At 57.6% G+C, this 21,602-nt stretch carries 20 protein-coding genes; 7 read left to right on the top strand and 13 right to left on the bottom strand.

All coding sequences use genetic code 11. The annotated features are described in order from the left end of the window. The first annotated feature begins 154 nt into the window (after nucleotides 1-154). Complete coding sequence (locus ACZ46D_RS05105; protein WP_464928958.1) at nucleotides 155-820, top strand: class I SAM-dependent methyltransferase; 666 nt, start codon at nucleotides 155-157, stop codon at nucleotides 818-820. A 21-nt stretch (nucleotides 821-841) separates the two neighbouring features. On the opposite strand, the gene ACZ46D_RS05100 is transcribed toward ACZ46D_RS05105, so the two are convergent. The 4 genes from ACZ46D_RS05100 to ACZ46D_RS05085 form a co-directional block, all read right to left on the bottom strand. After that, on the bottom strand, nucleotides 842-1,687 hold the full coding sequence (locus tag ACZ46D_RS05100; protein ID WP_464928957.1) for a metal ABC transporter permease: 846 nt from the start codon (nucleotides 1,685-1,687) through the stop codon (nucleotides 842-844). Further along, nucleotides 1,674-2,453, bottom strand: a complete 780-nt coding sequence (locus ACZ46D_RS05095; protein ID WP_464928956.1) for a metal ABC transporter ATP-binding protein — start codon at nucleotides 2,451-2,453, stop codon at nucleotides 1,674-1,676. The genes ACZ46D_RS05100 and ACZ46D_RS05095 overlap by 14 nt, the downstream gene beginning before the upstream one ends. 169 nt (nucleotides 2,454-2,622) lie before the next feature. Continuing rightward, the gene (locus ACZ46D_RS05090) at nucleotides 2,623-3,531 is read right to left on the bottom strand and encodes a metal ABC transporter solute-binding protein, Zn/Mn family (RefSeq protein ID WP_464928955.1); all 909 of its coding nucleotides are present in this window, start codon (nucleotides 3,529-3,531) and stop codon (nucleotides 2,623-2,625) included. Then, the gene (locus ACZ46D_RS05085) at nucleotides 3,519-3,794 is read right to left on the bottom strand and encodes a ribbon-helix-helix domain-containing protein (RefSeq protein ID WP_464928954.1); all 276 of its coding nucleotides are present in this window, start codon (nucleotides 3,792-3,794) and stop codon (nucleotides 3,519-3,521) included. Before ACZ46D_RS05085 ends, ACZ46D_RS05090 begins: the two co-directional genes overlap by 13 nt. Nucleotides 3,795-4,015: 221 nt before the next feature. Between ACZ46D_RS05085 and tatA (ACZ46D_RS05080) the strand changes: the two genes are divergently transcribed. The 3 genes from tatA (ACZ46D_RS05080) (at nucleotide 4,016) to ACZ46D_RS05070 (ending at nucleotide 6,508) form a co-directional block, all read left to right on the top strand. Next, nucleotides 4,016-4,210, top strand: coding sequence for a twin-arginine translocase TatA/TatE family subunit (gene tatA / locus ACZ46D_RS05080; RefSeq protein WP_464928953.1), 195 nt, complete (start codon nucleotides 4,016-4,018; stop codon nucleotides 4,208-4,210). 50 nt (nucleotides 4,211-4,260) lie between these two features. Next, the gene (gene tatA, locus ACZ46D_RS05075) at nucleotides 4,261-4,488 is read left to right on the top strand and encodes a twin-arginine translocase TatA/TatE family subunit (protein WP_464928952.1); all 228 of its coding nucleotides are present in this window, start codon (nucleotides 4,261-4,263) and stop codon (nucleotides 4,486-4,488) included. 193 nt (nucleotides 4,489-4,681) lie between these two features. Further along, complete coding sequence (locus ACZ46D_RS05070) at nucleotides 4,682-6,508, top strand: eIF2A-related protein (RefSeq protein WP_464928951.1); 1,827 nt, start codon at nucleotides 4,682-4,684, stop codon at nucleotides 6,506-6,508. A gap of 93 nt (nucleotides 6,509-6,601) precedes the next feature. Here the strand turns inward: ACZ46D_RS05070 and ACZ46D_RS05065 are convergent, their stop codons facing one another. From ACZ46D_RS05065 to ACZ46D_RS05055, 3 genes are all read right to left on the bottom strand, one after another. Then, nucleotides 6,602-7,135, bottom strand: a complete 534-nt coding sequence (locus tag ACZ46D_RS05065; RefSeq protein WP_464928950.1) for a peptidylprolyl isomerase — start codon at nucleotides 7,133-7,135, stop codon at nucleotides 6,602-6,604. A 77-nt stretch (nucleotides 7,136-7,212) separates the two neighbouring features. Further along, nucleotides 7,213-8,292, bottom strand: coding sequence for a 3-isopropylmalate dehydrogenase (gene leuB, locus ACZ46D_RS05060; protein WP_464928949.1), 1,080 nt, complete (start codon nucleotides 8,290-8,292; stop codon nucleotides 7,213-7,215). A gap of 236 nt (nucleotides 8,293-8,528) precedes the next feature. After that, complete coding sequence (locus ACZ46D_RS05055) at nucleotides 8,529-9,008, bottom strand: QcrA and Rieske domain-containing protein (RefSeq protein WP_464928948.1); 480 nt, start codon at nucleotides 9,006-9,008, stop codon at nucleotides 8,529-8,531. Between the two features lie 92 nt (nucleotides 9,009-9,100). Here ACZ46D_RS05055 and ACZ46D_RS05050 point away from each other — a divergent pair, with 92 nt between their 5' ends. Continuing rightward, the gene (locus ACZ46D_RS05050) at nucleotides 9,101-12,214 is read left to right on the top strand and encodes a PAS domain S-box protein (RefSeq protein ID WP_464928947.1); all 3,114 of its coding nucleotides are present in this window, start codon (nucleotides 9,101-9,103) and stop codon (nucleotides 12,212-12,214) included. Nucleotide 12,215: 1 nt separating this feature from the next. Here the strand turns inward: ACZ46D_RS05050 and ACZ46D_RS05045 are convergent, their stop codons facing one another. The 3 genes from ACZ46D_RS05045 to ACZ46D_RS05035 all read right to left on the bottom strand — a co-directional run bounded on the left by ACZ46D_RS05045 (nucleotide 12,216) and on the right by ACZ46D_RS05035 (nucleotide 14,285). Further along, the gene (locus tag ACZ46D_RS05045; protein WP_464928946.1) at nucleotides 12,216-12,629 is read right to left on the bottom strand and encodes a hypothetical protein; all 414 of its coding nucleotides are present in this window, start codon (nucleotides 12,627-12,629) and stop codon (nucleotides 12,216-12,218) included. Between the two features lie 21 nt (nucleotides 12,630-12,650). Next, complete coding sequence (locus ACZ46D_RS05040) at nucleotides 12,651-13,685, bottom strand: helix-turn-helix transcriptional regulator (protein ID WP_464928945.1); 1,035 nt, start codon at nucleotides 13,683-13,685, stop codon at nucleotides 12,651-12,653. Between the two features lie 96 nt (nucleotides 13,686-13,781). Then, complete coding sequence (locus ACZ46D_RS05035) at nucleotides 13,782-14,285, bottom strand: Crp/Fnr family transcriptional regulator (protein WP_464928944.1); 504 nt, start codon at nucleotides 14,283-14,285, stop codon at nucleotides 13,782-13,784. A gap of 145 nt (nucleotides 14,286-14,430) precedes the next feature. Here ACZ46D_RS05035 and ACZ46D_RS05030 point away from each other — a divergent pair, with 145 nt between their 5' ends. After that, nucleotides 14,431-16,314: a YgiQ family radical SAM protein gene (locus tag ACZ46D_RS05030; RefSeq protein WP_464928943.1), complete on the top strand. Its 1,884-nt coding sequence runs from the start codon at nucleotides 14,431-14,433 to the stop codon at nucleotides 16,312-16,314. Here the strand turns inward: ACZ46D_RS05030 and ACZ46D_RS05025 are convergent. Then, the gene (locus ACZ46D_RS05025) at nucleotides 16,228-17,124 is read right to left on the bottom strand and encodes an AEC family transporter (protein ID WP_464928942.1); all 897 of its coding nucleotides are present in this window, start codon (nucleotides 17,122-17,124) and stop codon (nucleotides 16,228-16,230) included. The genes ACZ46D_RS05030 and ACZ46D_RS05025 overlap by 87 nt on opposite strands. Nucleotides 17,125-17,246: 122 nt before the next feature. Between ACZ46D_RS05025 and ACZ46D_RS05020 the strand changes: the two genes are divergently transcribed. Further along, entirely contained in the window at nucleotides 17,247-18,416 is a 1,170-nt protein-coding gene (locus tag ACZ46D_RS05020; protein WP_464928941.1) for an RtcB family protein, read from the top strand. Between the two features lie 72 nt (nucleotides 18,417-18,488). On the opposite strand, the gene ACZ46D_RS05015 is transcribed toward ACZ46D_RS05020, so the two are convergent. Together ACZ46D_RS05015 and ACZ46D_RS05010 are read right to left on the bottom strand one after the other, a co-directional pair. After that, nucleotides 18,489-18,668 (bottom strand): ATP-binding protein, encoded by a 180-nt coding sequence (locus tag ACZ46D_RS05015; RefSeq protein ID WP_464928940.1) that lies wholly within the window; start codon nucleotides 18,666-18,668, stop codon nucleotides 18,489-18,491. Between the two features lie 51 nt (nucleotides 18,669-18,719). Then, nucleotides 18,720-21,584 carry an ATP-binding response regulator gene (locus ACZ46D_RS05010; protein ID WP_464928939.1) on the bottom strand — a complete coding sequence of 955 codons (2,865 nt, stop codon included), beginning with the start codon at nucleotides 21,582-21,584 and terminating at the stop codon, nucleotides 18,720-18,722. Nucleotides 21,585-21,602: the final 18 nt, after the last annotated feature.

The raw sequence follows: 21,602 nt of genomic DNA, 5'->3' as shown, positions 1-21,602 counted from the left end.
ATTGGTGATGCGGGACCGGAAACCGCTCACCATGAATGAGGATGCAGTGCTGGATAATCTGCGCGAGATCGGCGTACGGATCTCAGGGTTGGTCAGGCCGGGGCGGCGATAACAGCCGGATCAGGGAAAAAGAATTGGGCTATTAGGGGAATTAATGACTCTGCTGACAAATATCTGGTTGCATTTGCAAGAAAAAGGAATCTCCCGCACCCTGAGCATCATGCTGAACAGGATGTTTGATTTTCATTTTGACTGGAAATACAAGACCGACACGAGGAATAAAATCAGCCTGCACGATCTCACCGTTACGGGAGAGAACAAGGAGCACGGTTCTTTTTATCAGCCGACCATGGCCCTGTCGTTTAACCGGTTGCTGGATACGATTCCCCTGCCGCCGGAAAGTGTTCTAGTGGATTTCGGCTGCGGCAAAGGGCGGGTCTTGCTGCTTGCGGTGTTGCGGGGGATTAAAAAGGCGGTGGGGATTGAATTCTCCCCGGAACTCTGCGCGATAGCGAGAAATAATGTCAGGATTGTCGAGCAGGCAACAGGCTCGCGATTGGACATTGCGGTGGTCGAAGGCGATGTCACCCATTACGAGATCGAAGACGATCAGAATGTATTTTTCTTCTTCAATCCCTTTGACGATGTTGTTTTGCAGGCGGTGGTGAAAAATATTAAGAAATCGCTGCAAAAAAAACCAAGGCAGATTGCCATCATCTATTACAATCCGGTCCACTCGCATATCCTCGATAATTCTTTTCTGCCCAAGAGCGGTTATCTCATCGGCGGTGAAGAGTACATGCTCTATGTGAATTGTTGATCCGCAGTTGCTGTGATCCGGTTAGCTTTTTCGTGTCGAAAACTGGCGCAAGCCGGTTGCCCCCAAATAGGTAATCCCTGCAATGACAATGATGGTCGGGCCGCTGGGCAGATCGTTGCTGTAGCTGATCGCCAGGCCCGAGCCGATGAAGGCGATGCAGAACAGGGTGGCCAGCACCATCATCTGCCAGAGGCCCTTGGCAAAATTGCTCGCCACCGCGGCGGGCAGGGTCAGCAGGGCAATGACCATCACGATTCCCACCACCCGAACCAGCAGCACCACGGTCAGGGCAGTCAGGCAGAGGAGCAGCAGGTAGTACAGGTCTGTGCGGACCCCGCGTAGCCTGGCATACTCCTCGTCAAAACAGACGGCCAAAAATTTGTGGTAAAACAGGGTGGCTGTTCCCACCACCAGGACGTCCAGTACCAGCACCATCCAGAGATCAAATTTTGAGATCAGCAGGATATTGCCGAACAGATAGCTCATCGGCTCGATATAGCCCGGGGTTTTGGCGATGAACAGCAAGCCGACGGCCATGCCGATGGCCCAGAGGGCGCCGATGGCCGTGTCTTCCCGCTGGTTGGCGTGGAGGCTCACCAGACCGATGATGATGGCCGCTAAAAGCGCCGCCACGATGGCCCCGGAGAGAGGCCCGAACCAGGTAAGCCCCAGCTTGTACTGGCAGTAAAGCCCAGCCCCGATGCCGCCCAGCACGCAATGGGCGATGGCCCCGGCAATGTAGGTGATGCGGCGGGCCACCACGTAGGTGCCGATGATGCCGAAGGAGAGGCTGGCCAGGATGCCGGCACCGAAGGCGTAGCGCAGGAAGGGAATGGCCGGATCGGCCAGGGCCTCAAGAAATTCCATGGTTGCAATGTCCTTCCGGGGAGCAGCGGTGATCATGGCGGATCATGCGGATATCGCCGCCGTACATGTTGCGGATCAGCTCGCCGGTCAGTTCGCTGGTGGGGTGGAGCACGACCTGGCGGTTGACGCAGACGATACTCTTGAAGAACTTCGAGGCAAAGCCGACATCGTGGGTGACCAGCATGACGGTGAGCCGTTCGTTGAGCTTGGTGAGGAGCTTGAAGAGCTGTTCCTCCGAGGCGGCGTCGATGTTGGCCGTGGGTTCGTCCAGGATCAGCAGTTCGCCTTCGGCGGCCAAGGCCCTGGCAATGAGAACCCGCTGTCTTTGCCCGCCGGAGATCTCGGCAAACAGACGGCCGGCCAGATCCGCCAACCCCATATCCGCCAAGGCTGATTGGGCAGCCTCATGGTCGGCCTTGGCGTAGGCGCCGCAGAAAATTCGATCCAGTCGGCCCATGAGCACCACATCGAGGACGGTTACGGGAAACTGCGGGTCGTAGCGGGCATACTGCGGAACATAGCCGATGCGTAAACGGCTTTTCTCCGGCGTTTGCCCCAGCACCTCAATTTCGCCCCGATTCGGTTTGAGCAACCCGAGGATGAGCTTGAGCAGGGTAGTCTTGCCGCCGCCGTTGGGGCCCACGATGCAGAGGGAATCACGGGCCATGATCTCCAGGCTGACGCTTTCGAGAATGGGCGTGCCATTGTAGGCAAAATCAAGATCCCGGATGCGGATGGCTGTTTCCTGTGTGCTGCTGGCGCTCATGGTTGTTCCTTCATTGTTTGTAACTATCCAGCTTGGGGCCGGAAAGGATCGTAAACCAAGAAACGAAACTGTTCAATAGTGCCGCAGATGCGCGAAAGAGGTCTGCGAGCTATAGCCGGCCTATGTGAGCAGGCCGATGACAAAGCAGATGCGGTGCTATTGGGCAGTTTCACTGTTGCAGCGATTGTTCGATGGCCCCGGCGATGGTGGCGAGATTGCGCAGCACCTCCTTGTCCAGCGGGTCGATGGGGACCACGGCCCCGTTGATGGCCTGGGCCACGGTGTCGGCGCTCTTGCTGTCGAATTGCGGCTGGACAAAGATGGTGCGCACCCGATCCTCCCGGGCCTGGCGGATAAGGGCGGTGAGCTGCCTCGGGGTGGGGGATTTGCCGCTGATTTCCACCGCTTTTTGTTGCAGGCCGTAGGCCTGGGCAAAATAACCGAAGGCCGGATGGAAGACATAAAAGGTCTTGCCCCGGTGCGGGGCCAGGGTGGCGGTCAACCGTTTGTCCAGAGCGCTGATCTCGCGTTGAAGGGAGGTGAGGTTTTTTTGCAAAAGCTCTTTGCGCTCCGGCATGGTGGTGCTCAGGGCACCGGCCATGTTGTCGGCCATGATTCGCAGGTTGTCCGTGGCCAGCCAGAGATGGGGGTCTGCCTCGTTGCCGGGGTGATCGTCCTTGGCGTGCGTTTCGCGGTGGGCTTCCGTGAGCGGCAAGCGGACGATCCCCCGGGTGGAATCCACGATCCGTAGATTGCGATTGCTGGCTGCTACCTTGGCTGCCAGCTGCTTCTCAAAGGGGATGTCCACCGTGAAAAACAGGCTGGCTCCGGCCAGGGCCGCTGCCTGGCGGGGGGTTGGTTCAAAAGTGTGCGGATCTTGGCCTTTTCCCACCAGGGTGTGCACCTCCACCGCCTCGCCGCCGATTTTTTCGGCAAGATATGCCTGGGGCGGCACGGTGACAAAAATCCGTACCTTCGCTGCCGCCGCTGGCGCTGCGAGGGGGCTAGTTGTCCAGCAGGTGATGACCAGCACAAGAACAATGGCTGGAAAGAGTTTGGAAAGGTTCAATGTTGGCATGGGGTTTCGTTGCTTCCGCAGACAAGATGGACGGCCTTGCACTCATCGCATTTTTGCAGGGAATGGGTGTTGAGAAATTTGGCCCAGTGGGTGCGTTGTTCCGAGGTCAAAATGCCGGTGCCCTGACAAAGGGGGCAGCCGTTTTCCAGGGCGTTTAAAATGGCGTTTCTGATAAATTCGGATTTGTTGGGTACCTTGTGTAAGGCTTTGGCCAGGGTTTCATCGGCCTTGAAGGTGATGGTTTCCGGTTTTTTGTTGCGCATGTTTTTCCCCCTGGTCGTGTAAATGCATCGTCTAATCGTAATACAAAGTATTACCTGTGTAAACGGGAATATCAGTAGGTCTCTGCATACTGGGGGGCATCCGGAATGAAAAGGGGGGTTGCTTCTTCGCCTCCGTATGGTATATATAAGCAATTGCTTTTTTTCTGGTTGTTTTGTCGGGCTAATCCATCATAAACGCCGTCAGCTGAAAGGGGTTTCTCATGTTTGGACTTGGAATGCCGGAGCTCATCGTTATTCTGGTGATAATCGTCATCATCTTCGGCGCGGGCAAGCTGCCTGAGATCGGTTCGGGGATCGGGCAGGGCATCAAAAACTTTAAAAAAGCAACCCGCGATGCTGACAAGCAGGAAAAAATCGAAGAAAAAGACAAAGAAGGGGGCTCCGGCTCCGCTTGACGAAGATATTGCACGTTTGCTTGTAACAATTTTATACAAGGAGGATGGACATGTTTGGCTTGGGTACTCCGGAATTGGTTGTTATCTTGGGAATCGCTTTTTTGGTCTTTGGCGGGAAAAAGCTGCCGGAAATCGGCTCCGGCCTTGGCAAGGCCATCTCCTCCTTTAAAAAAGGATTGCGCGAGGCGGAAGAAACCGTTCCCGGCGTGAAAGAAGTTGCTTCTCTCAAGGAGGAAGTCGGTAAAGTCAAGGAAATGGCCAGTCCATTTGCTAAATAAGAGCGGGCGTTTTTTGATTACATAGGGCAGGCGGATACCATGGTATCTGTCTGCCTTTTTTTATGCCTAATATCCTGCTTGTATTCCTGGGTGTTCTGTATATAGAATGATGCGTTGTTGGCAGAGGTTACAAGCCGTCGCAGTAGTCAATTTTTTCCTGATCCGTGTTACAAAAAAATTCGATGGAGGGGGCATGACAGTGTTGCATCGCATTTTTTCGCGCTCAAAGAATGAACCGGGTTATCAGAGGATGGTCTGTGCCTTTCTGCTGGGCTGCGTTTTCCTTGCTGTTTTTGCCCCTCCCTCTGATGCCTCGGGCAACCCTGATCTTGTGAAAACCATTCAGGGACAAAAGACGGATATCATCAATGGAGTGGCCTGTTCTGCCGACGGCAAAAAAATCGCTTCTGCCGGAGATGATGGGACCGTCAAGGTTTGGGATTTTAATTCGGGCAAGGTTATCCTCACCCTGGGCAAGGACTTGCAAAGCGCCGATGCCGTGGCCTTTTCCCCTGATGGTAAGTTGCTTGCCGCCGCTGTAATGGCGGGAGGGCGTCGTGGCAACGCCGTGCAGATATGGGATCTGGCAAACGGGCAACTTGTGCAGGACATGCGGGAGCACTCCCAGCAAATCAACGATCTGGCTTTTTCGCCGGACGGCAATCGTATTGCCTCGGTGAGCAACGACAACACCCTCCGGATCTGGAACGTTAAGTATGGGACTCTTGAGACCACCCAGAAGGAGACCAAGAATAATCTTCTGGCTCTAGCCTATTCGCCGGATGGCAAAAAGATTGTCGCCACCGAGAACTGGGACGGGAAGATCGAGATGTGGGATGCCATCAATGTGCGCCTGATTCGCTCAATCCAGGGGCATGCCGATTGGGTGCTGTGTGTGGCCTATTCCCCTGATGGTAAGGAGTTTGTCACCGGCAGCCGGGACGGATCGGTCTATGCCTGGGACGCTGAGTCCGGTGCCCGCTTAAGGGTTTTGCGCGACCCGGAACTGGACCCGGTGAACAGCGTGGCCTATTCCCCTGACGGCCGTTATGTCATGGCTGCCACCCAAAGCAGGCATATTCTGTCCTGGCAAAAAAATGGGGGCAAGCTGTTCAATTTTTATGAAGGACATGATCTTTCCGTGACCTCCCTGGCCTTTCTGTCTTCCGGCAAACATCTTGTTTCCGCTGGCTTGGATGGCACCATCCGGATATGGAACGGTCCCGGCCAGGGCGGCCCGGACTCTCTTCTTGCCCAGGGTATGAAATATGAGACAGGGACAGACCCCATGGAGCAGGACCTGGGGCAGGCCGCAAAGCTCTATCAGCAGGCAGCGGAAAATGGCCAGGTCGAAGCCATGTCCCGGCTCGGCACCCTGTACAGTCAGGGCAAGGGAGTAGCCCGGAATCCGGATGAGGCCAGAAAATGGTGGACCCTTGCTGCGGAAAAGGGAAGTGCCTCGGCCAGGGCCCAATTGCAGGCGGGGCAAAAGGTTGCCCTGGCTGTGTCGCCGCCGTCTCAAGCAAAGGTCGAAGAGGTGCGTGTTCAGGCGGAACCCAAGGCCTTGGAGCCGGAGGAGAAAAAGATCAAGGCGGTAGTGAAGGAGCAGCCAAAGCCGGAGCAGGTTGCCAAGGTTGCTCAACCGCCGATTTTCAGGGATAAAAACAGTCTGTACGAAGAAGGTCTGCGGTTCTTTAAGGGCGAAGGGGTGACTCGGGATTATGCCCAGGCCCACAAGCTCTTTGTCGAGGCTGCGGAGATGGGCCAGGCCAAGGCGCAGTACCGACTTGGCTTCATGTACAGCCTCGGTAAGGGGGTGAAGAAGAGTGACCAAGAAGCGGTCGGCTGGTGGCAGAAGGCCGCGAAACAGAACGACCCGGATGCCCAGTACTATCTTGGCTACATGTACGAGATCGGGGGCGGGGTGAAGCAGGATGTGGGCGAGGCCAAGAAGTGGTACCAGAAGGCGGCGGCCAATGGCAATGTCAATGCCGCGCAAAGCTTAAAGATGCTGCCCTGATCGGATGGTGTTGCTGAGATAATAAAAAAAGGCGGGGTTTTCCCCGCCTTTTTTTATGCCTGGAGCCGGAAGCAAACGCTCCCGGCCTCTGCCTTATTCCGCAGGGGCAAGATTGGGAAACCGCTGGCTGATCGCGAGATTCCAGGTCTTGAGCTGGTCTTTGGCTTTTTCGAAAATCTCGGTTACATCGCCTTCGATAGTCACGGTGGTAATGGTGTCGCCCTGTTTGATGCTGTCGATCACCTCCTGATCCTTGTCGCCGGCGACTTCTCCGAAAACCGTGTGTTTGCCGTCCAGCCAGGGGCAGGGGACATGGGTGATGAAGAACTGGCTGCCGTTGGTGCCAGGTCCGGCGTTGGCCATGGAGAGGATACCCGGCTTGGTGTGCCCGAGGCTTGCGTCGAATTCGTCGGCAAAGTCATAGCCGGGGCCGCTGGTGCCGGTGCCCTTGGGGCAGCCGCCCTGCACCATGAAATCCGGGATAACCCGGTGGAATTTGAGGCCGTTGTAAAAGCCGCGCCGGGCGAGGTTGGCAAAGTTCGCCACGGTTAAGGGGGTTTTCTCGGCGAACAGCCTGAGGGTGATGGTGCCTTTGCTCGTTGTCATTGTGGCGGTCAAGTCGCTCATGGTGATCCTCTTTCGTTACGAAATTCATAAAAAAATACGGAGGCCCAGAGTATTGGGCCAGTGGGTTTTTCTGCGCTTTACTGCTGCAATTCCTTGACGATGGCATCGCCCATGGCGGCGGTGCCCACGGCGCGGCTTTTGTCCACGGCAATGTCCGGGGTATGCACGCCTTTGTCGAGCACCGCGGCAACGGCCTTTTCAATGGCGTCCGCGGCCGCACCCTGATCCAGGCTGAAGCGCAGCATCATCGCGGCGGAGAGGATCTGGGCGATGGGGTTGGCGATGCCTTTGCCGGCAATGTCCGGGGCGGAGCCGCCCGCAGGCTCGTAGAGGCCGAAGCCTTTTTCGTTGAGGCTGGCCGAGGCGAGTAACCCCATGGAGCCGGTGATCATGGCGCATTCGTCGGAGATGATGTCGCCGAACATGTTGCCGCAGAGCATGACGTCGAACTGGTGGGGATTTCTGACCAGCTGCATGGTGGCGTTGTCCACGTAGATGTGGTTTAGGGTGACATCCGGGTATTCCTTGGCGATCTCGATGACCACCTCCCGCCAGAGCACCATGGTGGTCAGCACATTGGCCTTGTCCACCGAGGTGACGATCTTGCGGCGCAGCCGGGCCGCCGCAAAGGCGCGGCGGGCGATGCGCTCGATCTCCCAGCGATGGTAGATCATGGTGTCGTAGGCTTTTTCGTCGGGGCCGGAACCTTCCCTGCCCTTGGGCTGGCCGAAGTAGATATCGCCGGTGAGTTCCCGCACGCAGAGGATGTCAAAGCCGTCCCCCACGATATCGGCCCGTAGCGGGCTGGCAGCAGCCAGGGATTTGAAGATCTTGGCCGGGCGGAAGTTGCAGAAGAGCTCGAAATGTTTCCGCAGCGGCAGCAGGGCGGCGCGTTCCGGTTGTTGGGCCGGGGGCAGGGATTCCCACTTGGGGCCGCCCACCGAGCCGAAGAGGATGGCGTCGCTGGCCTCGCACACCGCTAGGGTCGAGGCGGGCAGGGCCTCGCCGTGGTGGTCGATGGCGCAGCCGCCCACATCCGCATGTTCGTAGGCAAGGCGGAAATCGAATTTCTGCTGGACCGCATCCAGAACTTTGATCGCTTCCTGCATGACTTCCGGGCCGATGCCGTCACCGGCTAAGACTGCTATCTTTTTCATCTGGCGTATCCTTGGTGTATTTAGGAGCCGTTACGAAATAACCAACGCTTCCTTGGTCATTGCGTTACGGCTCTTTATGCCGTTTCGGTCATCTGGGCGACGACATTGTTTTGTGACAACGGCTTGATTGAAAAGGCAACTCCCTCGCAAGGGAAGTACGGGGCAACACCATACCTGATCAGGGCAAAGATGCGCAAGATCAATGTGGTTGTTCCCTCTCCCCCTTTTTTACGCGATCAGCCAAAAGGGTAGGCGACATAAATCCGGTTGGCGATCAGTTGGGCGGGGTAGCTTTGCAGATTGCTCGTGGGTGGCCCCGACAGCACCCGGCCCTCCAGGTTAAAGGCTCCGCCGTGGCCGCTGGAGCAGGCCAGGATTCCCTGTTCCGGCAGGAGGATTTCGTAGCCGGCATGGGTGCATTGCGAGGAAAAGGCAGCGACCCGGGTCTCGGAAATCCTGGTGATGAGAAGCGGTTTTTCCTGACGGGTAATCTCGATTTTCAGACCGTTGCCAATGGTGTTGAGCGTACGGTAGCGGCTTTCGCCCAGGTCGAGAACCATCCTGCCTTGTTCAACCACCAGTTCGGCGAGCCGGCTTTTCCCATCGTGCTCATTGGTGCAGGCGCAGGCCAGGGCGCTGAAGGAGGAGAGCATTACCAGCAGTCTGCCGGAGTCGGAAAGAAATTTTCGGCGGTTCAGCAGATTCTCAGGCGCCATATTGTGCATTTTTCCTTAATCTCCCAAGGGGTAACGGCGTGTTTTGCCCTTGACATTGGCGGGCGGATTGTATGCAATGAAAGTGCTGAATCATGCCCGCGCTCCACACGGATACTATCAATAATACCATGGTCCACATGCAGAAAAACAAAGAAAGTATCACCCGGCCGCTGGTTTTGCCCCTGGCCTTCGCCCTTGTTCTTAGCCTTGCCGCCTCGTTGTACGGGATGCGTTGGGTGCAGCAGCAGAACACCAATCAGCGCTTATATGATGAGGCGCACCGCGGGCAGCAGCTGTTTCAATCCCTGTTGGCAACGGAAGCGAGGCAGTTGCAGAAGCGGATCGAGATCCTCCAGGCGGATAAGGCTTTGCAGGATGCCTTTCTTGCCAGGGATGGTTCCCGGCTCAAGGGGAGCATTTTCCGTTTTGAGCCCCAGGCGGCAGAACCATCCGGCATGGTGCAGCTGTTGCTTGCCGATGCGGAGAAGAAACTTGTTTTTCCCGCGGATAATCGAGCGGCCTCGGACGTGATGCTTGAGCACCAGACCCTTCGCCAGGTTTCTCTGCTGCAGGGCATGGTCCAGGGCCTGGAGCTCGACAGAAATGGCCGCTTCTTTCTACGGGTGGTTGTTCCCTGGGTCATTGCAGGGGATGGCGCGGGCTATGTGGAGATGAGTCAGGATATAGGCTTTTTGGCCCCCAGGTTGAAAGAGGCTCTTGGCGCTGAGATATTCATCACGGCGCGAAAGGCAGGGATCGACCAGAAAAAGTGGGAGGCGGAGGCGGCGGCAGGCCGAAGGGTCGGAAGCTGGGAGGGGTTGGCCCAGTGTGTGGTCTTGGCGAGGACCATGCCGACCTTACCAGAGGCGCTATGCCAGGCTCTCATGTCCGGGGCGCCACAGGGATTTGTCAGAACCCTTGATTTTACGGAGGGGGAAAGACATTTTCGGGGCGGTTTCATCGACCTTCTCGATCCCTCCCAGCAGACCATCGGCGCCCTGGTGATGTTGCAGGACGTTACCAGCGAGGTGGTTTCCCTCTGGGCCATGGCTCTCTATCTCGGGGGGGTCGGCCTTGCCATCGCGCTCTTGCTTTTTTTGTTTTTTTACCTCTACCTTGCCCGGCTGGACCGCAGGCTGGCCACGAACCAGGCAACTCTCCGGGATGCCATCGCCGGCAAGGATGTCGCCCTGTCCCAAACCTCGACTCTGCTCCAGCAAGATATTGCCCGGCGCGAAAAGGTGGAACGCGAGTTTCAGATGCTCTTTAGGCAAAACCAGCTGATCCTCGACGCCGTGGGCGAGGGAATCTTCGGTCTTGATGTCCGGGGCAATCATACCTTTGTCAACCCGCAGGCCGCCAGGATGCTGGGCTATGAACCCGGGGAGCTTGTCGGTCAGCCGAGCCACATCATCTGGCATCACAGCCGCCAGGACGGCACCTATTTTCCGGATGTCGAGTGTCCGATTTACCAGACCCTGCGCGACGGCAAGACCTATCACCTTGAGGATGATTTTTTCTGGCGCAAGAATGGCACCGGTTTTTCCGTTGCATACACCAGCACCCCCATCCTGGAAGAAGGACAGCTGGCCGGGGCCGTGGTCAGTTTTAAGGATATCTCCGAGAAGAAGAAGGCCAGGCGCGATCTTGTCGCCAGTGAACAACGCTATCGAACCATTACCAGCACGGCGCAGGACGCCATCATTCTCATGGACAACCGAGGCCGGATTGCTTACTGGAATCCGGCTGCCGAGCGGATTTTTGGGTATACCGAGGGTGAGGTGCTGGGCCGCGATCTCCATGAGTTGCTCGTGCCGACCGGGCTTGCTCCTCAGTTTAAAGAAGGACTGTCGCGGTTTTGGGCCAGTGGCGAGGGCAACGCCATTGGAAAAATCTTGGCGATGACCGCCCTCCGCAAGGGAGGCAAAGAGTTTCCGGTGGAACTCGCCCTGTCCGCCTTGCAACAGGACGATGGGTGGTGGGCCGTCGGTATTATCCGTGACATTTCAGATCGGGAGCGGGAAAGAACGGAGCGGGAGGATTTGCAGGCCCAGCTGCGCCACTCCCAGAAAATGGAGGCCATCGGCACCCTGGCCGGCGGGATTGCCCACGATTTCAACAATATCCTCGCCGCCATTATGGGCTACACGGAACTGGCCCTGCTTGAGGTGGGAGAAGGAAGCCTGCGGGCTACTCTCACCGAAGTGCGCAGGGCCAGCGGCAGGGCCAAGGATCTGGTCGCTCACATCCTTGCCTTCAGCAGACAGGGGGAGATGGCTAGGACGCCGGTCAATGTCGCGCCCATCATCAAGGAGACCCTCAAAATGCTGCGGGCCTCCCTGCCGACGACCATTGAGATCAGGCAAACCATGGGCCAGGATCTCGGCAAGATTATGGCCGACCCCACCCAGATCCATCAGGTGCTGATGAATCTCTGCACCAACGCGGCCCATGCCATGCGGGAAACCGGGGGCGTGCTTGAAGTCGAGCTTGCCCAGAAATATCTGCGGGAAGAGCCGGTCCTGCGCACCTTTGCCCTGGAACCCGGCAATTACCTCCGGCTGACGGTGCGCGACACCGGGCAAGGCATTGAACCGGCCATCCTGGAGAGAATTTTTGATCCGTTTTTCACCACCAAGAACCGGGGCGAGGGTACCGGCTTGGGGCTATCCGTGGTCCACGGTATCGTCACCAGTCATGGCGGAGGTATCGAGGTCCGGAGCGCACCGGGGCAGGGGACGATTTTCTCGCTCTATTTTCCCGTGTTGGAAAGCGTTACCGAAACCGTTGAAGCTGTGGTGGCGGATGCTCCGCCGACCGGCAAGGAGCGGGTGTTGTTTGTTGATGACGAGAGTTCCCTCATCGAACTGGGGGAAAGGATTCTTGTCTACCTCGGGTATCAGGTGACCACGCGCACCAGCAGTATCGAGGCGTTGGAGCTGTTCCGGGCCAAGCCGGATGATTTTGATCTGGTTGTCACCGATTACACCATGCCCAACATGACCGGCGGTGAATTGGCCAAGCACATCCTGGCCATCCGGCCGGAAATGCCGATTGTTCTCTGCACCGGTTTCAGCGAGGTGTTCACCGAGGACAAGGCCAGGGCCTTGGGGATTCAGGGCTATGTGATGAAGCCCATTTCCATCCATGATCTTGCCAAAATTTGCCGCAGCGTGCTTGATCAGGCGCAGGCAAATGGGCTTTAGTTTACGGTTTGACCTGTAACTGTATCAGGCGAGCGCTGGCCGGGTCCTTGTAGCGGATCTCTCCGCGGACAGCGCCGGAAGCCACGGGGTGCACCAGGTGCAGGCTTAATGTATACCTGCCTGGGCTGATATTGGTCAGCAGCCATTTCACCTCGCCTTTGCTTGCATCGTACTGGTGGAACGCCGGCGTTGCGGCTTCGATCACCGTGCCCACCGGCAGATTCTGGCTCACAATCAGGGTGCTGGGGGCTGGGCGGGAAACCGTGATTTGGAGCTGGATATCCTGGCCTGCACTGCTCAGGTACTGGCCGCTGACCTGGGCCTCGTCGGCTTGCAGGGCTGTCGGCAGGGAAAGATGCACCAGCAGCGCCAACAGCAGGCCCGACGCCAGAGTATGGATTTTTTTTGGCATCATTTTCCGTCCCCCCTTTGGTGGTTACTGGAGAATTTCATAGCTGCGCGTCTCCGGATTCCAGAGGTAGCCCTTGGCCGCCCAGATCTCCTCAATCAGCTTCTTGCCGAAATGAAGGCCTTCAATTCCCCCGTAGGTTTCGTACACCGAAAGCAGCTCCTCATCGTCTATCCTGCCATCGCTGTTGCTGTCCGCCCAATGGAAGGGGCTTACCTGCAGGGAGTCGTTCCCGGATAAGGGGATGCTGGGGTTGTCATCCGAGCGGACGGTGATGCCGCCGGCGAATTTATGCACGGTTGCCATCTTCGCCTCGGGTTTAAGCTTGGCGAGGTAGCTGTACACCGCATGTTCGTTGGTGATTTTGCCGATCCACTTGAGCACCGGGGGATCGCTTTCCTGGAAGACAAATTGCGGTTTGCCCTGCGCCGGTATGCAGTCCGGGGGGAGGGTTTCCTTGAGGATCAGGGAAAACGGGCTGGAACCGCTGGTGGTCACTTCGATGACCACCGGAAAGGGGATGCCGGGAGTCGCATGGGCGGGCAGGGTTCTGACGGCCGTCACCTGGCCTTCTCCATTGTTTGCGGTGCGCCACCAGAGCAGGGCGAGACCGACAAGGACAAACAGCAGGACGGTGGCGGAAAGAAGGACGGTTTGCGAGGCAAGGCGTTGCTTGGGTGCTGGGGCTGTGGCTGAGGCGGTTAGTGGCGGGGCTGGTTCGGGCGCGGGCGAGGCTTCCGGACCGGCAGCCGGCTCGGTTGTTTTATCTGACGGCACCGTCTGGTCTGCCGGTTTGGGTGGCTCACCGGCCTGGGCGGGCTGACCGTGATCAATAATATCCGCCATCTGGGCTTCCAGCGCTTCTGCCAGTTTGATGGCGTTTTCTTTTTTGATGTTGGGATAGCGGCGGTTTTCCCAGCGGGAAATGGTGTCGGTGGTGACCCCCACCACCGTGGCGACATAGAGTTGGGTCAACCCTTTTTCTTCCCTGATCCGGCGAATTTTGGCGCCGTCTATGTTGACCATGGGAATGCCGCCAGCCAAGGGCTTTTCTGAATCCATACCGGGTATCCTGCGGGTTGAGTTTCGGGCGTTACGCGTGAAGCGGCATACTACCAAATCCTGTGGGAAAGGAACAGGCCCTTGTGGCGTGGGGGGTCATCTCTGGTTTCGTTTCAGCTGGTCAAGCTCGGAACGCACCCTGACCAGTTCCTCGTTTGAGGCGCGCAGGCGCTGGGCGATGACCTCGGTGAACAGGCGGTACATGACCGAGACAAAAAGGGCTTGGTCCAGAGGTTCGGCCGCCTCGCTCATGAAGGAGGCGTCAATGGCCAAACAGACCGTGGGGCCGAGGGCCTGCACCGAGGCGGATCTGGACTTGCCGTCGATGGCGGCAAGCTCGCCGAAAGCGCCGCCGATATCTTCGATCCTGGCGATTTCCTTGCCGTGTTTGACAATCCGCACCGCCCCGGAAAAAAGGATGTAGACCCAGTTGTCATAAGCCCCTTCCGGGGTGAGGATTTCGCCATCCTCAAAGGTTCTGATCTTGCTGAGGCGCAGGATCTGTTTGATATACTTATCGCTCAGCGAGTCGAGAAAGGGGAGCCGGTGCAGCTTGTTGACAAGAAAGCCCTGGCCTTCCAGATATGGTGATTCCTGCATGGGGAGGACTCCGGTGCGTATGCTGGTTGGCGGAAAAGGCGAAATCCGCCTGGTCCACAGTGTCTTCTTTATATCATAACGGAATTGGATTATAAACAGGAGGTATCCCGGTCCCTCCAATTTTCCGGGAAGAGGAGAACAGACCTTGGCCCACGAAAAAACAGGACACTTTCTCCCGGCCTCCGGGGCGGAGATGGCAGCACGAGGCTGGAAATATGTTGATGTGGTGCTGGTCACCGGGGACGCCTATGTGGATCATCCCTCCTTTGGCGTGGCCCTGATCGGCCGACTGCTCGAGGCCAACGGCTACCGGGTTGCCGTGCTCTCCCAGCCCCGCCACCATGCCCCCGATGACTTCCGGCAATTCGGCAAGCCGCGCCTTTTTTTTGGTATCACCGCAGGCAACCTGGACTCCATCGTGGCCAATTACAGCGGCAACGCCAAGGTCCGTGACCGGGACGATTATTCCCCCGGCGGTAATCCCTATTTCGGCGACAAGGCGGAAAAAAAGCTGCGGCGGCGGCCGGATCGGGCCACCATCCTCTACAGCAATCTTGCGCACGCAGCCTACCCCGAGGTGCCCGTGGTTTTGGGCGGTCTGGAAGCGTCGTTGCGCCGCTTCGTGCATTATGATTACCAGCAGCAGCGGTTGCGGGGTTCGGTCCTCACCGACGCCAAGGGTGATCTTCTGGTCTACGGCATGGGGGAGCGTGCGGTGCTGGAAGTGGCGGCCCGGCTTGCCGAGGGTCGGGATCTGGCCGATATCCCCGGCACCTGCGAACGGTTGACGGAAAAGGAGCTGGAGGCGCGTGGGATTGCCGCGCCCAAGGTGCTGCCTTCCTGGGCGGAGATTCAGGCTGATCTGCCCCTGTTTCTTGAGGCCGAGCTTACTGTGGACCGTCAAGCCAGGGCCTATGCCGACGAGCCTTTGTTGCAGTACCAACAGGCCGCCTGGGTTGTGCAGCACCATCCCGCCGCGCCGCTGGACACAGCGGAGTTGGATGCCCTGTACAGCCTGCCTTTTACCCGCAGACCCCATCCAGCCTGCGGTGATGTTCCGGCCTGCCGGATGATCCGGGATTCGATCACCATTGTCCGCGGTTGTTGCGGCAATTGTTCTTTTTGCGCCATCTCCCGGCACCAGGGGCCGAAGATCATCAGCCGGAGCCGGGATTCCGTGGTGCAGGAGGCGAGGCGGCTTGCCGCACAGCAGGATTTCTCCGGCACCATCAGCGATCTGGGCGGCCCCACCGCCAACCTGTACGGCACCGGCTGTGCCAGTCCCCAGCCCTGCAAACGCCATGATTGCCTGTATCCCAAGGTGTGCAAATTTTTCAAGATCGACGAGCAGGCCATGCTCGGCCTGCTGAGCGCAGTGGCGGATTGCGAGGGGGTCAAGCATCTGTTCGTTTCCTCCGGGCTGCGGATGGAGCTGCTGCTCAAAACCCCGCGTCTGTTGCAAAAGCTGTTGCTGGAGCACACCCCCGGCGCGATGAAGATTGCGCCGGAACATACGGAGGACGCGGTGCTCCGCCTCATGCACAAGCCGAGCGTGGCGGTGCTGGAGGAATTTCTCGCCCTGTGCCGGGAGATCGGCAAAAAAGCGGGGAAGAATTTTCATTTCACCCCCTATCTGATTGCCTCCCATCCGGGCTGTACCCTAGCGGATACGGAAAGAATGGCGGCGCGCCTTGGTAATCTCGGTCTTGCGGTTCGGCAGTTTCAGGATTTCACCCCCACGCCGGGGACGATCTCCACGGCCATGTATGTCACCGGACTTGATTGCGAGAAAAAGACCCCGCTTCCCGTGGCCAAGAAGGACAGCGACCGCCGCGCCCAGCGTCAGGCCCTGGATTTCAGGGGCGCGGACTCTGAAGCGGAGAGGCGGAGGGGCAAGGCGCCAGGCGCGGGCCTAGCGCGGAAAGGCGCGGGGCGAATCCGGTCAGAGAAGGTGGGAGAGCAGCGGCAGGGTAATAAAGGAAAGCATGATGCCAAGGCCAATCAGGGCCGAGGTAAGCTGCGGCGATAGTCCGGCCATGATGGCCAGGGCGCCCGCGGAAACCATGGGCGGCATCCCAGCCTCCAATATAGCCACCTGGGCGGCAAGGGAGCCGAGGCCAAGAAAGCGGCAGAAAAGCAGGGCGATGAGCGGGGCAACGGCCAGCTTGATAATGAGGCCTGCGCCCAGAGGCTTCAAGACCTCCGGGCTGAGGCGTAGGGTTAGCTGAAAACCAACTGCGACCATGACCACCGGGACAAGGGTCGCAGCCAGAGCATTGAGCAAGGCCAGCAGTGGCGCGGGAAAGGTCAGCGAGCGGCAGGCCAAGGCCAGAAGCAGGGCGATGAAGGGCGGGAAGCTGGCAACCCGGCTGAGCACCGAGGCCGTGGTCGGTTTGCCCCCGCTGCCGTAGAGGGCAAGGATTACGGCCCCATAGGTGGCCAGGGCCAGGAACGAACCCAGCTGGTCGTAGAGCACTGCGTAGGGGATGCCGCTCTCTCCGAAAAAAGCCTGCACCATGGGGATGCCGAAAAATGAGGTGTTGCCCAGGGGGATCAAGAGCAGCAGGACGCCGACGATCTCTTTTTGCCAGCCAAGGAGCTTGCCCAGCAGGATGATCATCATCGCGGAAATCGCGAGCATGGCCCAGGGCATGATGACCGGCACCAGGATGTCGGAGGAAAAATGCAGTTGCGGCACCTTAAGCAGGACCAGGGCCGGGAGGGAAAGGGTCATGGCAAACAGGTTGAGGACCTGGGCGGTATCCTTGGGGAAGAGGGGAAGACGGCGCAACCCCATGCCCATAAGGAGAAAGGAGATGGTGAGGATGAAGTTTTCCATTTTTTCCGGCAAAGATATGTGTGCGTCGTTGTCAGGATTTTGAGACAATGGCTTTGAGGGCGTTTGAGCAATCTGCTAATCGATCATAACCATATGTTGAAAATTGGCCGGTGTCAATTCTGATGAAACAGATAATCACCACCGAAAAACAGCCGATCAAGCTCTGGCTTGACGATATTGAAGCCGGGGCCTTTGCCCAGGCCAGAAATCTCGCCAATCTCCCCTTTGTCTTCAAACATGTAGCGGTGATGCCCGATGCCCATCTGGGGTACGGCATGCCCATCGGCGGGGTGATGGCCTCGGAAGAGGTGGTGATCCCCAATGCGGTTGGCGTTGACATCGGCTGCGGCATGTGCGCCGTCCGGACCTCCCTGACCACCATCTCCCCGGAGAAGTTGAAATCGGTGCTCAGTGAGATTAGAAGAACCGTTCCCCTTGGTTTCAAGCACCACCAGCAGAGGCAACCGGCAAGCCTTATGCCGCAGACGGATGTTCCTTTGGCCGATTTGCCCATCGTTGCCAGTCAATATCAAAGCGCCCTTACCCAGCTTGGCACCTTGGGGGGAGGGAACCATTTTATCGAGATCCAGAAGGGCAATGACGGCCATGTCTGGCTGATGGTCCATTCGGGTAGCCGCAATATCGGCTTCAAGGTTGCCAATTATTATAATCGTCTGGCCATGGAGCTGAATAAGCGGTGGGGGTCAAAGATTCCCTCGAACTGGCAATTGGCCTATTTGCCCATTGACAGCCAAGCCGGGCAGACCTACCTCCAGGAGATGCGCTACTGCGTCGATTTTGCCTATGCCAACCGGAAGATGATGATGGAACGGATCAAGGATGCCCTGCTGGCGGTGACGCCGCCTGTATTTTTTGAGCCGATGATCAACATTGCCCACAACTATGCGGCTATGGAAGTGCATTTTAAAAAGAATGTCATGGTCCATCGTAAGGGGGCAACCCGCGCCCAGGAAGGGGAGATCGGCATTATCCCGGGCTCCCAGGGAACCCCCAGCTATATCGTGCGGGGCAAGGGCAACCGGGAGAGTTTTGAATCGTGCGCCCATGGCGCCGGCAGGAAGATGGGACGCAAACAGGCCCAGCGGCAGCTGAACCTGGATCAGGAAAAAAAACGGCTGGACGACCAGGGGATCATCCATGCCCTTCGTTCGGTGGGGGATCTGGAAGAGGCTGCTGGCGCCTACAAGGATATAGATGAGGTGATCGACAACCAACTGGATCTGGTGGAGGTACTGGTGGAGCTGCGCCCCCTGGCGGTGATCAAAGGGTGAGCGGGTTTGGAGGGGGATAAGTATGATACCCCCCCCTTATTTCGCTTCAACCTCCCTCACAACGGCAGGGAGTTAGATATGAAAGGTGGTTCCTTTGCCCGGTTCCGACTCCACCGTAATCGCTCCGCCGTACTTCCTGATGATTGTGTCGCACAGGGTGAGCCCTAGCCCCATGCCCTTCTGGGAGTCAAGTTGTTCGGTGGGAAAATAGGGGTCGAAGATGGGGGCAGGTTCTCTCTGCTGATGCCACACCCATGGTCCTGGATTGAAATCCTCACATAGCTGCCAGGGGAAGGGTAGCAGTTATTTTTTCTCCAAGGCTTTCCTTGCTGTCTCAAGGAGGACTTCCATCAGGATCGGTTTATTCAAATAATCGTGAATCCCCATGGCCAAGGCCTTTTCTTTGTTGATGAGTTCACTCTGGCCGGTGCAGAGAATGATAGGGATCTGAGGACGTAAGGTCAGGATTTTTTGCGCCAGTTCGGCCCCGGTCATGGAAGGCATGGTCATATCAGTGATCACCAGATCAAACCGGTCCGGTTCTTTTTGGAATTCCGCCAAGGCCTCCGTCCCATCGGCAAAGGTTGTCACCTGATAGCCGTTTTTTGACAAAATCGCGTCAATGACCGCACGAATTTGCTCTTCATCATCAACAAAGAGAATCCGTTCCCCGTGCCCCTGAAGCTCTTTTGGGGCGGTTTTGTCCGGCAAGGTTATGGCAACCTGTTCGGTCAGCGGCAGATAGACATGGAAGCTGGTGCCTTTTCCCGGTTCGCTGTACACCGTAATATGGCCATGGTGGCTTTTTACAATGCCGTGCACCACGGCAAGCCCCATTCCGGTTCCTTCCCCTGGCTTCTTGGTCGTGAAGTAGGGCTCAAAGATCTTTTCCAGTATTTCCGGCGCAATGCCGCAGCCTGTATCGCTCACCTCGAGTTTCAGATAGCCCCCTGGCGCTAAATCGGCATACCCGTAATCTTCCGTCCCTATTGCCACCTCGTCGAGAGAAATGGCAAGGGTTCCTCCTGTTTCTCGCATGGCGTGGTAGGCGTTGGTGCAGAGATTCATGATAACCTGATGGATCTGGGTGGGATCGGCCAAAATCAGGCTATTGGAGGCGATGTTCTGCCTGATTTCGATGGTGGTCGGGATGGAGGCGCGCAGCATCTTGAGCGCTTCCTTGATGATCAGCGATACCTGCAAGGGCTGTTGCTCCTGTTCCGCCTTGCGGCTGAAAGCCAGGATCTGTTTTACAAGCTCCCTGGCCCTTTCTGCGCCTTTTTTGAGTTCCTCAAGATGGCGCTGCCGATTTTCCGGGTCTTTTTCCTCCATGGCCAACTCGTTATAGCCAAAGATGATGGAGAGAATATTGTTAAAATCATGGGCAATGCCGCCGGCCAGGGTGCCGATGGCCTCCATCTTCTGGGCCTGGCGCAGCTGGGATTCAAGTTTTTGTTTTTCCTCTTCCGCGAGTTTTTGCTCGGTAATATCGGTGACCGTGCCAATCCAGTGCAGGGGGATTCCCTCCGGTGTTCTGAGGACAGCACCTCGCGCCGACCACCAATGGTAGGCATCGTCTTTACTGCGGATGCGATATTCAGCAGCAAAGGGGGCCCGTCCTTCCAGATGGGTCTGCACTGCGGCCATAACTCGAGCCTGGTCCTCTGGATGCAGGGATTCCCTCCAGCCCTCGAGGGTTCGTGGAAACTCTCCCACCTCATAGCCAAGCATTGCGTCAATCCTTCCAGACCACACTATGTTCTCCTGCAAGTCCCATTCATATACCAGATCATTTGCCGTTTCGGCGGCAACGCGAAAACGTTCCTCACTTTCGCGCAAGGCGACAGCCGATCTTTGGTTCTCGGCATCCAGATAATACTCCCGCCGATAAAAAAGCAGTAGACCTGAGATGCCGAGAAGCCAGATCACGCTGTAGGACACCGCCAGTTCGAGGCTGCTTGCCCGGGTACGCGCCAGAAAAGGGGCCAGGGGGATGGAGGTATCGATTCCGCCGCGGACATCACCCAGCTTGTAGCCCTGTTGGGCATGGCATTTGAGGCAGCCGGTCTCCACAAAAACAGGCTGCATCAGCCTCAGATGGGGCTGGCCGTCCAAATACTGCATTTCCAGAAACTCCTTACCGCCTCGCACAACGCTGGACAATGCCTTGACTTGCCAGGCATCGGGGGCGTTTGCCGGGTTGAGGACCTTCAGACTGGTGAGGCGGCTTCTGGTGCCGTATTCGTCGCCAAAATCTTGCTGCATCTCACGCAACATGTAGGCCGGGTTCATCAGGGTGAGGGGTTTGCCGGTGGTGGTTACCACATCGCGGTGAGGAACTTTGAGATAGGGGTTGGGTGGGGTGTGTTCGGTGGGGGGAACATAGACGCCTCCATGGGAGGTTGCCCACCTGCGGAAACTGAGATCCTTGTTGATGTTGACCCGAGCGGCGACGATGACTGACTCCAGAAGATGGTGTCCTTGTTGGTGCAGGCTCCAGGTGAGCGACAGGCTGAGCATTATGCTCCAGAGGGCAAATCCCAGCGTGGTTTTTCCATTGAGGGACCAGAGAGAGATGTCTTCCGGCCAGGCAGACAGAACAATCGCCGTGCTCAAGAGGGCAAACAGCGTCGCGGAGGGAAAGGACATGAGGGGCAGGCCCCAAGAGCCAAAAGCACCGCTGGTCTCCGTACAGTAGGAGAGGAAGGCTGCCAGGGACACGGTCATGGTCAGCGAGCCGAGAATCGTCGTGAGCCAGAATCTCATCAGCGTCTTGCGCGTATCGCAGGCAAGCATCAGCCCTGCCGCCAGCAGGACAAAACAGGTCGCAGTGTCAGGCGTCATGCGGCCTGGATGCGAGATGCCCACCGTGTTGCTCGGCTCGGTAAACAACCACTGGTCAAATTCTGGATTCCAAGCAAAGAGATATTCGCCCAGGGTCAGTAGGCCGATCAGGCAGCAGAGCAGCGCGCAGAGCCGTGCCAGGTGGGCCGTCCGGGTGGAGGAGGACAGAGAGAATGCCAGCAACGCCGCACCTGCCAGAATGAAACCCAGAGCGGTATTTGCCTGCATGGAAACCCAGCCGGGGAGGATGCTCTTAAAAGCAGTGATATGAAAAGCCCAGCCCACGAGAACAAGCCCCCCGGTAAAGACGGATAACGTCGCCACCAGTAAGGGAATGGCCTT

The sequence above is a fragment of the Thiovibrio sp. Mzg5 genome (genome assembly GCF_055379285.1).
The sequence above is the reverse complement of the archived record's forward strand: the minus strand, read 5'-3'. Positions and strand labels throughout refer to the sequence as shown.